This window comes from Orbus hercynius (assembly GCF_003634275.1).
GTDB lineage: Bacteria > Pseudomonadota > Gammaproteobacteria > Enterobacterales > Orbaceae > Orbus > Orbus hercynius.
In genome coordinates, this window is the sequence record NZ_RBWY01000001.1 from 36255 (window position 1) to 50619 (window position 14365).

The following is a 14365-nucleotide window of genomic DNA, read 5'->3' on the forward strand; positions in this document are numbered from 1 at the left end:
CTCATTTGTGCTAAATAATCGGGTTATTATCAGTGGAGAGTTCACTTAGTGGCCAACGCGGTTTGACGGTAATCGAAAGATCGGTGGTGAGGTGATTTTTAAAATGCACCATACCGGCATAAGCAATCATGGCACCATTATCCGTACAAAATTCGACTCTAGGATAATAGACGTGACCATGTCTTTTTTGCATTAACTCAGCAAGCTTTTGGCGTAATGTTTGGTTAGCGCTAACGCCACCTGCAATCACTAGTCTATTATAACCAGTTTGTTCAAGTGCGCGCTTTGCCTTGATAACCAAGGTATCGACAACTGCATCTTCAAATGCTCTAGCAATGTCTGCTTTAGTCTGTTCATCTAGCGGCTGATTTTGATGAACAGTATTGGCGGCAAATGTTTTTAAGCCAGAAAAACTAAAATCGAGTCCGGGCCTATCTGTCATTGGTCTTGGGAAATGAAAGCGATGGCTATCACCAAGCTGAGCAAGTTTAGATAGCTTTGCACCACCAGGATAATCTAGATCGAGTAATTTGGCCGTCTTATCAAAGGCTTCACCTGCTGCATCGTCAATTGATTCACCAAGCAGTTGATATTGACCCATTGCTGTCACTTTAATGAGCTGAGAATGGCCACCGGAGACCAGTAACGCGATAAAGGGAAATTGTGGCGGATTGTCTTCTAGCATAGGCGCTAAAAGGTGGCCTTCCATATGGTGCACGGCAATGGCCGGCACATTCCAAGCGTAAGCGAGTGAACGGCCAATTGATGCGCCAACTAGCAAAGCACCAACTAGGCCTGGGCCCGCGGTATACGCAATACCATCAATGTCGCCACTGGTCAAATTAGCTTCTTTTAACGCGGCTTGAATCAACGGAATGGTTTTGCGAATATGATCGCGCGAGGCAAGCTCAGGGACAACGCCACCATAATCAGCATGTAAATCGATTTGTGAATAGAGCTGGTTGGCAAGCAAACCCGCTTTATCATCATAAATAGCAATACCTGTTTCGTCACAGGATGTTTCAATACCAAGAATTTTCATACTTAATTATCTTTATCGCTTAGGGGGGCATCATCACCCCATAAATCTTGTTCACTAGTTTCATCAAGGGGGATACGATGCGTTTCATTAGCCCACTCACCGAGATCAATGAGTTGACAGCGCTTACTACAAAAAGGACGATAGGGATTTTTTTCATCCCATTCAATTGACTTTTGACAAGTCGGGCAGAGCACAATTAGGGTTTCTTTTTTCATGTAGTGTATATATCAATTTAATATCTTATAGGGCTTAAACTGCAGTACCTTAACAGCTCGCTAATTCAAATTCAACACAGCTTGCGTCTATTTTACTCATAATTGATGATTCAAAATTGACAAAACGAATCGCATATCGCGTTGCGTTACCTGATACTTGAGGATAAACACCTTGAGAAAGGCGCACTCGGATTCTTAACAAACTTGTAACTTCATTGGTATTTTGGTAAAAGTTATTTGAACATGCCAGTGATTTAAAAACGCCCGTTTGACGTGTAAGCTGCATATAAATCGAGATCGCTTGGTATAAAGTTAAAAAGCTATTGCGCCAAGCGGTAATTTGCGTATCTCGGTAGTCTTGCGGTTGTTGTAACCATAAATGGAATGAAGGTAAATCAAAACTACAGCAGCCGCCTGGAATTGTTAAACGCTTACGTACTGACGAGACAAAGCGATCTTCTTTTAAACTTTGTCCCATTTTAGGCTGTGTACTTAATTGAGCCAAAATGGCATTGAGTTTATCTAATAATTCGTTGAGTAAGTGGGTATCTACACCTGGCACATTAAGCCAAGTTGATAGTTTTTGTTTTTGTTCCTCAATATCTTTATTGAGATCGCCACGAACATCATTACGTTCAACAATTTCAAGTAATTCAGAAAGCGAATGAAAAAATAGCAGAGCATTTGATGCATTAACCGTTTTATTATATTCAAGTTGTTTAATGAGAAATTCAATACGTAACCAAGTTCGCATTTTTTCATTAAGTGGATGTTCAAAAATCACTTTATGCTTATCCATATTCGATCAACTTTTTAATTAGAATTTTGAGAGAGTTGTAAATATTTATTATGTAATTGCTTCACTTGCGAAAATAACGATGATTTTTGATTATTATTTATAATAATATCATCGGCATATCTGATTCTTTCTGCATTACTTAATTGGGATGATAACATGTTTTTTGCTAAATTTTCATTAATATTATCACGTTTTTTTAACCTTTCAATTTGTGCTTTTGCAGGGGTATCAATGATTAATATACGATCAGCTCGTTTATGCAGATTATTTTCAATTAATAGTGGCACCACCCAAATTACATAATGAGCATAGCTTTGTCGGAATTGTTTTTCTGTTTCAATTTGTATAATAGGATGTAAGCATTGGTTCAACCAGATACGCTGTTGCCTGTTATTAAAAATAATATGCCGCAGTTTAGCGCGATCTAAGTCCCCTGTTGGTAGTAATATGTCAGCACCAAATCGCTGCACAATTAAGGCGAGTGTCGGAGTGCCTTTTTCAACGACTTGTCGGGCTATAAGGTCAGCATCGATGATTGGCACGCCAAATTGTGCAAATAACTGTGTAACGGTGGTTTTCCCACTTGCAATTCCGCCGCTTAAAGCAACTATATAAGGCATAGACACTAATACATTAAAAGTAATGATAGTTAAGCTTATCACACTCGTGAGCAAGTTCAAGTTCTATGCAACCGAGCTTATTTATAAGTCAAAGGTGTGCCCAAAGTAATTTAACCATAATATTGCATAAGCTGACAGTAATAAACACGGGCCAAATGGAATTAATAAGCTATCTACCGGTGTTTTTTTTGTTATCGATAAGATGGCAATATAACCGATTCCTATAATCGATGCATACATCAGTAGTGTTGGCATCTGACAATAGGGTATCCATGTGCCTAATGCGGATAAAAGCTTAATATCCCCATAGCCTAAACCTTCTTTTTTCCTCAAATAATAATATAGTTTAGCAGGTAGCCATAATAAACAATATCCCAGTATCATGCTTAAAAGTGCTTCATAATAAGTCATAAAGTTTAATTGCCAATAACTAAAAATTACACCGAATATGAGTAAGGGATAAGTAAAACAATCTGGCAGTAATAAATATTGGTAATCAATAATTGCCATAATCGTAAAATAGATACCAAGTAGTATAAACATAATTGAATATAGTGTTACACCATAAAGCGATGTAATGAGTAAACTGTATCCTGATACGATAATTTCAGCTATCAGATAGTGGCTGGCAATTTTGCATTGACAGTAACGGCAATACCCGCGTTGTATTAACCATGAAAAAATAGGAATGAGTGATAACGTCGATAAATGATGGTCACAAACAGGACACTTTGAATGGCTAAATGTAATATGATAAAGATAACTACCGAACGTTTTATCGGGAGAAAAACGGCTAACTGCAAGGTGAGTAAAGCTGCCCAGACAAAGACCGAATAAACCGATTAAACATAGTATTAATAGTGACATTAGTGAATCACGCTACCGAGTTGAAAAACGGGTAAATACATAGCAATCACTAAACTGCCAATAATAATTGCCATTAACGACATCATTATCGGTTCAATTTTTTTCGACAAATTATCCGTTAATTCAAAACTTTTTTGCTGATAATTTTCTGCCAAACGAGATAGCATGATTTCTAATGTACCAGATTCTTCTCCAATCCGGATGAGTTGGACACAGAAACTAGGAAAAATGCTGTGATGACAGAGTGCCTGGCTAAATGATTGTCCTTGTTCAATCATCTCAATGATACGTTTTAAGCTTCGTTCAAACTGCCCATTCAACGCTGTTTTTTGCGCGGCACTAAGCCCTGTAAGCAGCGCAATTCCAGAGCATTGAGTCATAAATAATGTTTGGAATATTTGCGCTAGATTCGCGCAGGTAATGATTTGGCCAAAGATTGGGAGTTTAAGGGAAAACTGATCAATATAGGGTTTGTAGTGTTTGGCTATATAACCAAAATAAAACATTAAAGCGATGATACCCAATAAGACAATTGAGATAAAGTGGTTTTGGATGAGATTTGATACGTCCATCATCAGCTGAGTAAATGCAGGTAATTGTGCATCAAAACTTTGGTAAATTTCAGTAAACTTTGGTAATACCATCATCAACATAACCATGCTGATAATCAATGATACGCTGAATAAAAATAACGGATAACGCATTGCTTTTTTGACTTTATTATGTCGTTCTAAGCTATTATCAAGTTGTATTGCCAGCACTTCAAAACACTGTTCTAGCTGCCCAGTCAGTTCACCTGTCGCGATGATTTGTTGATAAAGCGCTGAAAATATCTCTGGATAGTAACTAAGTGTTTGAGATATTTGCTCGCCTATCATGATATGGTGTTTAAGCTCATTGAGTAGCCATTGCCATTGTGCTAGATGATGTTGCTCGGCTAATAGTGTTAAACTTTCTATAATCGGTAGACCTGCGCTGAGCATTGTTGATAACTGCTGGGTGATAATAGCAAGTTCGTTTTTTTTGAAGCTGTAGCGGGTTAAGTATCCGTGATGAGTTAATTTAAAAAAGGGTTTTTCTTGTCGTAATAATATCAGTTTTGCGTCGCTTAATGATGTTGCAGCTAACACGTGTTTATTACCAATTTGATCACACCAAGTGTACAGTTTTTTGATTCCAAGGCGATTAATCATATAATCCTCCCAATACGCGTTGAATCTCAGCTAATGACGTCACGCCTTGTTTGATTAAATCTAATCCTGACCAAGACAATGTTTTTACTCCACTTGTTTGCATTGCTTGCCGCAAAATTTGTAATGAGATATTGTGCTCAGAAAGTAGTAAAGCTTGAATCTGCGGTTTGATAGGTAAAAATTCATAGACTCCAGTGCGGCCATGATAACCGCCGATGCACTGTGGGCAGCTTTGAGCAACAAAATGAATATAATTTTGTTTATCAATAACAAATGGAGTGTCTGATTGTCTTTTACAGTGCTGACAGAGTTTTCTGACTAATCGCTGTGCAATGATAAGTTTTAAACTAGAGGCAATAGCATAATTTTTTATGCCCATTTGATTGAGTCGAATCATTGCCTCTGCACTAGAATTAGTATGTAATGTTGATAAAACTAAATGACCAGTTTGAGCCGCTTGGACTGCAATTTCAGCTGTTTCGTGATCTCTAATCTCACCAATCATAATGATATCAGGATCTTGTCTTAAAAAAGAGCGTAAAGTATGGGTGAAATTAAGACCGACCTTGGTATTAATTTGGGTTTGATTCATGCCATCAATAGGCATTTCAATAGGATCTTCTACACTACAAATGTTGTGTGTGTCATGATTAATTTCTTTTAAGCCACTATAAAGTGTAATTGTCTTACCGCTTCCTGTTGGCCCGGTGACTAAAATCAAGCCTTGGGGATGGCGGAGTGCTGTTTGATAATCGTTTAATTCTTGTGACGATAATCCTAGTTGTTGAATCGATAATATAAACTGATGATTATCCATCACACGTAATACAATTTTTTCGCCGTACAAGACTGGAATACAAGATAAGCGCATCGTTTTATCCATGATAGTGAATTGACCATCTTGTGGTAAGCGCTGCTCTGCGATATTGAGTTTTGCCATAATCTTCAACCTGACCGTTATCGACTTGGCAAGCAAAACGGGTAAGTTGCGAATGGTTTGTAATACACCATCGATACGCATTCTAATTCGATATTCATTTTGGTAAGGTTCAAAATGAATATCTGACGCGCGTTGCTTTAAGCCGTAATGTAAAAGCTGTTCAACAAGATCAACAACCTCATTTTCATTGTATTTGCTAGTGAGTGTTAACATATTTATTCAAATCTAAAAACAGCATTGCATGCATCATTAAGACTGGTATTAATCGGTGTCGTGATGCAGTTTTTCTGCCAATCTAAGTGACCATGAACCGTATTAATTGTTGGCTTTAGTGTTGTGGTTAGACCCGTTAAAGCACCTTGACCAACCAAGGTTATCACGCCAGCAGAGACACTGATGGCGGCGACGTAATAGGTGGTTTTAGTTAGTGGAATACCATTGTTACCACTATCGCAATCAGCTAAATGACCTTGTTGCAGCGCACAAATTTCAATTGAAGTTTTATAAGGCACCATGGTTTGCAGCATATCGGTCATGGCTGCTTTTTGAACATATCCTTGATAGGCGGGTACGCCAATTGCAGTTAGAATTGCAATCACAGCAATAGCAATCATTAATTCAAATAAGGTAAAACCACCTTGAGATGGGACATGGTTAGCCGATATTGGCATGAGAGATCCTTTTTAGAGTGATCGGATATTGATATTTAAATATTGGGACTATTGAGTAATAAATGATAATGTTTATCCATATTCATTGAATGTTTATTGCAAAGATTTTTGAATCTTGGCTATGAGTGATATAATTGTGCGATCAAGTTAGCAAGATTATTGTTTTTAAAGGTGAATATGTACTCAAAGATTCAACAGGGATTTTTAGCAGGTGTGAAATTTGTTCCCTCTCCTTATTTTAATGATCGTCCGATTGGTGAAATGATCTCGTTACTTGTTATTCATAACATTAGCTTACCGCCCAATCAATTTGGTGGTGATTATGTCGAACAGCTCTTTACGGGTAGACTAGATCCTAGTGAACATGAGTACTTTCAAACAATTTATCAGTTACAAGTTTCATCGCATTTATTTATTCGCCGTAATGGTCATGTGACGCAATTTGTCTCTTTTGATAAGCGAGCGTGGCATGCCGGTCAGTCTCAGTTTGATGGCCATGATAATTGTAATAATTACTCGATTGGTATTGAACTTGAGGGATGTGATTTTGAGCCATTTACGCTTAGCCAATATTCAACATTAGTTGAAATAACTCAACTGTTAAAGCAATATTATCCCATTAAACATGTTGTTGGCCATAGTGATATTGCGCCTAGTCGCAAAACCGATCCCGGTCCGTTTTTTGATTGGCCGCTTTATCGTTCACTCATTACATAGCAAAGATATGTTTTTGGTTTAATCTTAAACTCGTTTGGTGAATTATTTTATGTCAATAACCTTTAATCAATCTGTATTACAACTACTTAATGAAATTGAAACGGCTATGCAACAAAAGACGTTGTGGCAAAGCTTACCGCCCAAACCAGAGGCTTTTTTGAGTGAGCAGCCCTTTGCACTCGATATGATGTCATGTTATGAATGGTTGCAGTGGATTTTTTTACCAAGAATGCGTGCGCTAATTGATGCGGATGCAACGCTACCTCGCAATTTTGTATTACATCCTTATTTTGAGGAAGCGTTAAAAGAAGAAGATGAAGCACTCGTGCTTCTCTCCTTAATTAAACAGTTAGATCAGTTAGTTAAACAATAAAGAACACGAGTGTATTGACAATAAATACGGGAATTAAAATTCCTACTGACCACTTCATATAGCCAAAAAAACTGGGCATATTGATTTTGTTTTGGCAGGCAATACTCTTCACCATAAAATTAGGGGCGTTACCTATGTAGGTTAAGGCGCCCATAAACACCGAGCCCATTGATATCGCAAGTAATGTTGCTTCAAGTGGCCCCATTAAGGTATTTGCATCACCGGATGCTAAATTAAAGAACACTAAATAGGTTGGAGCATTATCTAAAAAGCCTGATAAAATACCACTTAACCAAAAATACATTGTATTAATTGGCCCACCATTATCATCGGTAACGAGTGAAACTACCGATGATAGTTGACCATCATATCCGACACGTAAAATGGCAATAACTGGCACAATGGTAATAAAAATACCGATAAATAGTTTCGCTACTTCTAAAATTGGTTCCCAGTTAAATTGATTAGCAGAGCGAATTTGCTTTGGTGTTATGGCGATCGATACCAAAGAGATCGCTACAAATAATAAATCACGAACAATATTTTGTAACGCAAGTGGTGTACCTAAAATGGTGATAGTCATGTTCGATTGCCAAATACCTGAAAGTAACACTGTACCGATTACGGCGGCTAAAAGAATAAAATTTTGTTTACCATAAATTTTGATTGCTTTATCAGGTGTTGGATCTTTATCAAGTTTTTCATTTTGCTGCTTATAATAATAATTATCAATAAAGTAAAACATGATTAGCAATAAGATCGCAGTCAATAAAACAGGAAGAAACATATGTTTCACTGTCCAAAAAAAGTCAACGCCTTTCAAAAAACCGATAAAGAGCGGTGGATCACCAAGTGGTGTTAGTCCTCCTCCAATATTAGCTACTAAAAAGATAAAAAAGATAATGACATGTACTCGATGTTTACGATTATCATTGGCTCGAATAATCGGTCTTATCATCAACATTGCCGCGCCTGTTGTGCCCATAAGTGAGGCCAGTACTGTGCCGATAGTGAGTAAAATAACGTTGAATTTTGGTGTGCCTTGTAAATTACCTTTGATTAATATACCACCTGAGACAGTAAACAGGGCTAATAACAATAAAATGAAAGGAATGTATTCCTCCAATATTGCATGGGCAACAACTGCAATCACACTATCAAAGCCGAATGTTATGGTGAAAGGAATAATAAACAACAGTGTCCAAATGGCAACAATTTTACCATAATGATGATGCCAAATAGTTGGTAATAGTAACGGGCAAAGCGCAATTGATAATAAAATGGCGAGAAACGGAATTCCCCAGCCTAACGATAATGTTGTTGCATCAAAGCCTGCAGCATAAACCGGACTAGATAATACACACATTAAACTTAGTAGAACAATAATTCGGGTGAACATGCTATTTTCCAATAAACAATGTAATCAAAAAAAGCATTCTAACAAAATTTTGCCGTTAAATTAGATTTTTATTGCTATACACGTTATTTTTACTAATCTTATCTGATTATCTATAATGGTTATTCGATACGATTAAAGGCGAGGTAGCGAATTTTGAATAGAGTTCTCTGGTAATTTTAGATATGATAGAGATGTAGGCGATTGTTCAATTGTGATTCCCATTATTTTGAGTGTAAGATTGCTTGGGTTTCAGTATGTAGTGTGTTGTGAAATAAGGAATATCTAAGGTCATGAAGTGCTCGATTAACTACTTATTATTGTGCTGCATATCATTGTTATTGTGGGGCTGCGATAATACAGATAAATCGGTAAATAGCTCAACCGATAACGGTGAGTATAGTATTATTATTGAATCTGATAATAGTCCGATTGATTATTCCGACAGTATCTCATCTGCAACTCCTGTTAGTGAAAACGGAGAGTTGGTGCTAGATGAGACATTACAAAAAAACTACAGCAATAAACCATTATCAGTATTAGATAGCGCCGAAATGATTATCGATGGGGCAAGTACGTTGGTTATTACCTTTTCAATCCCACTCGATTCGAAGCAAGATTTTAATCGTTTACTACGTTTAGTTGAAGAGGGGAAAGGTGATGTTGATGGTCACTGGGAATTATCAAGTAATGGACGAGAACTACGCCATCGCTATTTAGCTCCGAGTACAAAATTAACATTAAGCATTGATAAATCACTGACAGCGATTAATAGCAAACAACTCAAAATGCAGTATAAAAAAACACTAGTAACGCGTCATCGCAGTCCGATGGTTGGATTTACTAGTAATGGGTCGTTATTACCGAGTAAATCGATGACGGGGCTGCCTATTACGACGTTGAATGTGAATCAAATTGATGTCAATTTTTTCCGCATTAAGTCAGATCAGATTCATGATTTTATGCAAAATTATAGCTCAGCAAAGCAGTTATCGGTATGGGATGCTGAGAGCACACTATCTTATGCAGATCTCGTTTACTCTGCACGATTTGAACTGACTCCGCGATTGAATATTCAAGAAAATAAGATTATAGATTTAGGCCATATTGAGGCACTTAAGGCGGAAGGAACCTATATTGCGATACTAAATCAGTCAGGTAAATATAACTATTCTAACCCGATGACAATATTCTCAATTAGCAATATTGGCATTGTTGTGCATGAGTATGAAAAAGGGAAATTATCAGCATTTGCACACCGTCTCGACGATGGTAGTGCATTGGCGGATATAACATTAACTGCATTATGTTCAAAAAAAGATAAGCAATGCAGTCCGGTGACAGTTAGAACCAATCAGCAAGGTTATGCACAATTAAAATTAAATGCTAATGTGCAATATCGTTTAGTGACTGCAAGTGATGGTCATCAGATGTCGTTTGTTGACATTGAGCATCACGCCTTAGATCTCAGTGAATTTAATGTTTTAGGCGCTCCTTTTTATCAAAAACAAATTTTTACTTTTGGACCTCGTGATCTGTATCATCCTAATGAAATCGTCCATTTAAATGCGCTATTGCGTGATGCTGATGGTCAATTACTGCCGGAACAACCGATAAAAACACAAATTATTAGCCCTACGGGACAAATAATTAAAGATTTTGTATGGAAAAGTGTAAATGCCAACAGTGGCTTTTATCAAACAGAATTTATCATTCCAGCCAATGCTGCAACCGGTAAATGGCTATTTAAGTTCAATTTGGGCGATGATATTTATCGTTATCATTATTTTTCAGTGGAAGATTTTTTACCAGAAAGAATGGCAATAACCTTAAAGTCAGAATCAGTCAGACCGATTTTGACTAGTCAAAATGCGTCATTCACTGTAAAAGGTTGGTATTTATATGGTGCCCCGGCATCTGGTAATGAACTTCAAGCGATTATTGCCACTGCACAAGAGCGGCAAGTTCCGCAACTTACTGATTTTCAAATTGGCTCTGTCACTGAGGCCAATTTAGTTCGACAGATCAATCATATTGAGCAAACACTAAATAGCCAAGGTTTCGCAAATATGACCATTGATAAGCAAAATTGGAGTGATATTAAATCGCCAATTAATATTACGTTGCAAGCCAGCATACTTGATGTTGGCGGTCGGCCGATTATTCGAAAAGCAACACAATCTGTCTGGCCTGCTGAACGTATGCCGGCCATTCGACCACTGTTTGGTCAAAGTCAGTACTATGATTGGTCACTTGGTCAGTATGTCAGCGCACCGGTACTTGGACTTGGTGAGAATGCGAATTTTGAAGTGGCTTATGTCGATCAAGATGGTAATAAGTTGGCAGCAAACAAACTGATTGTCAGAATCGTTAAAGAAAGACGAGATTACTATTGGAGTTGGTCTGATAGTGAAGGATGGCAGTCAAAATATGATTCGAAAGAGTTTATTGTTTTAGACGATAATCTTAAAATTGCTGAGAATGGTATTGGTAAAGTGAGTTTTTTACCCGATGATTCTGGATCATATCGTATTGAAGTTATTGATCCCAAAAGCGCTCTAATGAGTAGCGTTCGATTTTGGAGTGGCTATAGCTGGGGTGATAACGCCGATCATCGCGCTGAGGTCCGCCCAGACCAAGTTAAATTAACGCTTGATAAGTCATCTTATCGCCCTGGTGACACAGCTAAAGTCCACATGGATGCGCCAGTCAGTGGGTCGGGTTATATTTCATTAGAAACTAATGATGGCAATCTTTGGATGAAAAAAGTCAATGTGGGAAAAGGGGGCATTGATGTTGAGATTCCAATTAAAAATTGGGGAAGACACGATATTTATGTTAGCGCCATTGTTATTAGACCAAGTACAGACTCAACGCTCGAGACCATCAAACGGGCAGTAGGGCTGTTATATTTACCGATGGATACTTCAGATAGGCAGCTTGCCGTTACCTTGGATGTACCACCAAAAGTTAATCCAGAAAAAGTAGTTAAGGTGAAGGTTAAAGTCAGTAATAATACGATTAAAGATCGTCAAATTACGGTGTTACTTTCGGCGGTCGATAGTGGCGTGCTTAATATTACTCATTTTATGACCCCAGACCCCTATTCTGCTTTCCTTGGACGTAAACGCTACAATGTTGAGCAGTTTGATGTATATGGCAAACTAATTGAAGGCGCGGGATCACGAGTAGGGATAGGCTTTGGGGGCGATAGTGATAACCGTTATAATAATAGTATGGCGGTTGGTGGTAAAAAGCCACTGACGATTATAAATATAGTGGCTCAGCAACTTAAAACGATTACTTTAAACTCACGTGGTGAAGCAGAAATCGATCTGGCTATTCCCGATTTTAATGGTGAATTGCGTATCATGGCACAAGCTTGGGATAAAGATCGTTTTGGCTATGCCGAAAAAAATATAACTGTCAGTGCACCGATTGTTGCTGAACTCTCAACGCCAAGTTTTTTGGCGGGTGGCGATAAAACAATATTGGCATTCGAGCTGCGAAACTTGACTGATTTAGTTCAAGATATTAGCCTTACTTTACATTCACAAGGGCCTATTTCTATACTTAATAAACACGTTCCAACCCAAGTACAGCTCGCGCCACAAGAGCACAAAGTTATGCCAATTACCACCGAGGCTCATTATGGATTTGGTCAGGGGCAGATTAACGTTGAGATTGGTAATATTAAGCTAATTGATGGGCAGACTTACCAACTTGCTCGGTCATGGAACATAGGCGTAAGACCTCCTTATTCAGCTACCTCACGTATCTCATCAGCTGCTCTCAACGGCGGTGAAGGCTGGAGTTTATCTCCGTCCGTGTTAACCGATTTGATTGATAATACCGTTGAAGCTGAGATTGTGCTATCACACAACTTACCTTTTAACCTCGCTAGGTATATTAAATCCTTATATGATTACCAATATAATTGTTTAGAACAGACGATCAGCCGTTTATATCCTTTGTTATATGTTAATGAAGAACAACTAGCCAAACTCGGCATTAATATTGGCTCAGATCAACAGCGCCGTGACATGGTACAAATGAAAATTGATCATCTGTTTGGCATGCAGCGAACTAATGGCAGTTTTGGTTTATGGAGCCAAGAGAATAATGAGGAGTATTGGTTAACCGTTTACGCGACAGAATTTTTATTACGTGCGAAAGAACATGGTTACCAAGTTAATCAACAAGGTCTGGCAAAAGCATTGGAAAGGATTGAACAATATTTGTATGAACCTTCAGCATTTTATAATCTAACGGGTTATTATAATCCTGATGCTGAGGATTATATTGAATTCTCAACTAAAGCATATGCCGCGTTAATTTTAGCACAGCAAAAGAAAATTACGCCGGCAATGCGTAACGAGCTTAAACGGCTATATCAACAAGTAAAAAGTAATGCAAACGGTGCATTATTATCACCTTTACCTATTATGCAACTCGCGATTGCTTCTAAGTTGACCGGAAATTATCGCAGTACCCAAGATTTATTCGATATCGCCATATCGACGCCTCGCGATACACAGTATTATTGGTTGGGGGATTATGGTAGTGTGATTCGTGATAAAGCGCAAATCTATAATTTGATGACTCAATATGAATTAGCTACTGATATGCAAGCTGACTATTTATTAGATTTATCAAATAGTCTAAAAACAGAGTTGTATTTGTCTACTCAAGAACTAAGTACGTTATTTATGGTAAGTTGGAATAGCTTACCACCTCAACAACAAGAAGTATTTAGTGTTTTATTAAATAATAAAGAGAAAATAAAATCAAATGAGACAATCTATCGAACTCTTGGGCCGAAAGAATTGTCCGCAGGTATTAGTGTGCATAATCCTTATAATGCAGCGCCGCTTTATGTCCAATTTTTGTTATCGGGATATACTAAGAAAATGCCAAAACCGACAGCAAGCGACGGCATATTAACTATTTCAAGGCAATATTATGATATTCAAGGTAAATTGATAACAGGTAGCGAATTGAAAGTTGGTGATTTAGCTATAGTCATGTTAGATGTTTCAGCTAGCCGAGTGATTAATGATGCGATGGTGGTCGATATGATTCCCGCTGGACTTGTACTTGAAAACCCAAATTTACCTAATAACAGCATTGATATACATGCCCTACCTGAATTGAGAGAACTTGTTAAACAAAGCAGTTTGACAAATATTAAACATCAAGAGTATCTCAATGATCGTTATGTCGCAGCAGTTGATATTAATACCAATACGGCTAAAGATCGATATAGTGCTAAGATTATCTATCTTGCCAGAGCTGTTACAGCAGGGGAGTATATTGTTCCCTCTCCATATGTTGAGTCAATGTATAAACCAGCTTGGAATGGTGTGGGTAATACGATTGGTGTTATGACAATTACCGGCCCTAATTAAACATAAGCGGCTTCAGGTTATTTGCTAGTGATTTAGCTTATGACCTGAAAATAGTTATAATTTCTTATTTTGCAGTATTGTGCTTGGTGTTTGGCATTATGCCAACATAATCTTTACGATTAAT

General features: G+C 37.7%; 12 protein-coding genes. 3 read left to right on the forward strand and 9 right to left on the reverse strand.

Annotated elements, in window-relative coordinates; translation table 11 throughout:
- Nucleotides 1-10: 10 nt before the first annotated feature.
- The 8 genes from tsaD to ppdD form a co-directional block, all read right to left on the reverse strand.
- Nucleotides 11-1042, reverse strand: a complete 1032-nt coding sequence (gene tsaD, locus DES39_RS00195; protein ID WP_121143763.1) for a tRNA (adenosine(37)-N6)-threonylcarbamoyltransferase complex transferase subunit TsaD — start codon at nucleotides 1040-1042, stop codon at nucleotides 11-13.
- Between the two features lie 2 nt (nucleotides 1043-1044).
- Nucleotides 1045-1257: a DNA gyrase inhibitor YacG gene (gene yacG, locus DES39_RS00200; RefSeq protein WP_121143764.1), complete on the reverse strand. Its 213-nt coding sequence runs from the start codon at nucleotides 1255-1257 to the stop codon at nucleotides 1045-1047.
- A gap of 49 nt (nucleotides 1258-1306) precedes the next feature.
- Nucleotides 1307-2056: a cell division protein ZapD gene (gene zapD / locus DES39_RS00205; protein ID WP_121143765.1), complete on the reverse strand. Its 750-nt coding sequence runs from the start codon at nucleotides 2054-2056 to the stop codon at nucleotides 1307-1309.
- Nucleotides 2057-2070: 14 nt separating this feature from the next.
- A complete protein-coding gene (gene coaE / locus DES39_RS00210; RefSeq protein ID WP_121143766.1) occupies nucleotides 2071-2676 on the reverse strand; it encodes a dephospho-CoA kinase in 606 nt (201 codons plus the stop codon).
- Nucleotides 2677-2757: 81 nt separating this feature from the next.
- Nucleotides 2758-3543, reverse strand: coding sequence for a prepilin peptidase (locus DES39_RS00215; protein WP_121143767.1), 786 nt, complete (start codon nucleotides 3541-3543; stop codon nucleotides 2758-2760).
- Nucleotides 3543-4736, reverse strand: a complete 1194-nt coding sequence (locus tag DES39_RS00220; RefSeq protein WP_121143768.1) for a type II secretion system F family protein — start codon at nucleotides 4734-4736, stop codon at nucleotides 3543-3545. Before DES39_RS00220 ends, DES39_RS00215 begins: the two co-directional genes overlap by 1 nt.
- A complete protein-coding gene (locus DES39_RS00225; protein ID WP_121143769.1) occupies nucleotides 4729-5889 on the reverse strand; it encodes a GspE/PulE family protein in 1161 nt (386 codons plus the stop codon). The genes DES39_RS00220 and DES39_RS00225 overlap by 8 nt, the downstream gene beginning before the upstream one ends.
- Before the next feature lie 2 nt (nucleotides 5890-5891).
- Nucleotides 5892-6347, reverse strand: a complete 456-nt coding sequence (gene ppdD / locus DES39_RS00230; RefSeq protein WP_121143770.1) for a prepilin peptidase-dependent pilin — start codon at nucleotides 6345-6347, stop codon at nucleotides 5892-5894.
- Nucleotides 6348-6524: 177 nt separating this feature from the next.
- On the opposite strand from ppdD, the gene ampD reads away from it, so the two are divergent.
- Nucleotides 6525-7064 (forward strand): 1,6-anhydro-N-acetylmuramyl-L-alanine amidase AmpD, encoded by a 540-nt coding sequence (gene ampD / locus DES39_RS00235; protein WP_121143771.1) that lies wholly within the window; start codon nucleotides 6525-6527, stop codon nucleotides 7062-7064.
- 49 nt (nucleotides 7065-7113) lie between these two features.
- A complete protein-coding gene (locus DES39_RS00240) occupies nucleotides 7114-7437 on the forward strand; it encodes a YqcC family protein (RefSeq protein ID WP_121143772.1) in 324 nt (107 codons plus the stop codon).
- On the opposite strand, the gene DES39_RS00245 is transcribed toward DES39_RS00240, so the two are convergent.
- Nucleotides 7427-8836, reverse strand: coding sequence for a sodium:proton antiporter (locus tag DES39_RS00245; protein WP_121143773.1), 1410 nt, complete (start codon nucleotides 8834-8836; stop codon nucleotides 7427-7429). The genes DES39_RS00240 and DES39_RS00245 overlap by 11 nt on opposite strands.
- 290 nt (nucleotides 8837-9126) lie before the next feature.
- Here DES39_RS00245 and DES39_RS00250 point away from each other — a divergent pair, with 290 nt between their 5' ends.
- On the forward strand, nucleotides 9127-14241 hold the full coding sequence (locus tag DES39_RS00250) for an alpha-2-macroglobulin family protein (protein ID WP_121143774.1): 5115 nt from the start codon (nucleotides 9127-9129) through the stop codon (nucleotides 14239-14241).
- The last annotated feature ends 124 nt before the right edge of the window (nucleotides 14242-14365 follow it).

Excerpts from the sequence above, each read along its gene's own strand:
- coaE (WP_121143766.1), bottom strand. The coding sequence starts at position 2,676 with ATGCCTTATATAGTTGCTTTAAGCGGCGGAATTGCAAGTGGGAAAACC.
- DES39_RS00245 (WP_121143773.1), bottom strand. The coding sequence starts at position 8,836 with ATGTTCACCCGAATTATTGTTCTACTAAGTTTAATGTGTGTATTATCT.
- DES39_RS00215 (WP_121143767.1), bottom strand. The coding sequence starts at position 3,543 with ATGTCACTATTAATACTATGTTTAATCGGTTTATTCGGTCTTTGTCTG.
- ampD (WP_121143771.1), top strand. The coding sequence starts at position 6,525 with ATGTACTCAAAGATTCAACAGGGATTTTTAGCAGGTGTGAAATTTGTT.
- DES39_RS00250 (WP_121143774.1), top strand. The coding sequence starts at position 9,127 with ATGAAGTGCTCGATTAACTACTTATTATTGTGCTGCATATCATTGTTA.
- tsaD (WP_121143763.1), bottom strand. The coding sequence starts at position 1,042 with ATGAAAATTCTTGGTATTGAAACATCCTGTGACGAAACAGGTATTGCT.
- DES39_RS00240 (WP_121143772.1), top strand. The coding sequence starts at position 7,114 with ATGTCAATAACCTTTAATCAATCTGTATTACAACTACTTAATGAAATT.
- yacG (WP_121143764.1), bottom strand. The coding sequence starts at position 1,257 with ATGAAAAAAGAAACCCTAATTGTGCTCTGCCCGACTTGTCAAAAGTCA.
- DES39_RS00225 (WP_121143769.1), bottom strand. The coding sequence starts at position 5,889 with ATGTTAACACTCACTAGCAAATACAATGAAAATGAGGTTGTTGATCTT.
- zapD (WP_121143765.1), bottom strand. The coding sequence starts at position 2,056 with ATGGATAAGCATAAAGTGATTTTTGAACATCCACTTAATGAAAAAATG.
- ppdD (WP_121143770.1), bottom strand. The coding sequence starts at position 6,347 with ATGCCAATATCGGCTAACCATGTCCCATCTCAAGGTGGTTTTACCTTA.
- DES39_RS00220 (WP_121143768.1), bottom strand. The coding sequence starts at position 4,736 with ATGATTAATCGCCTTGGAATCAAAAAACTGTACACTTGGTGTGATCAA.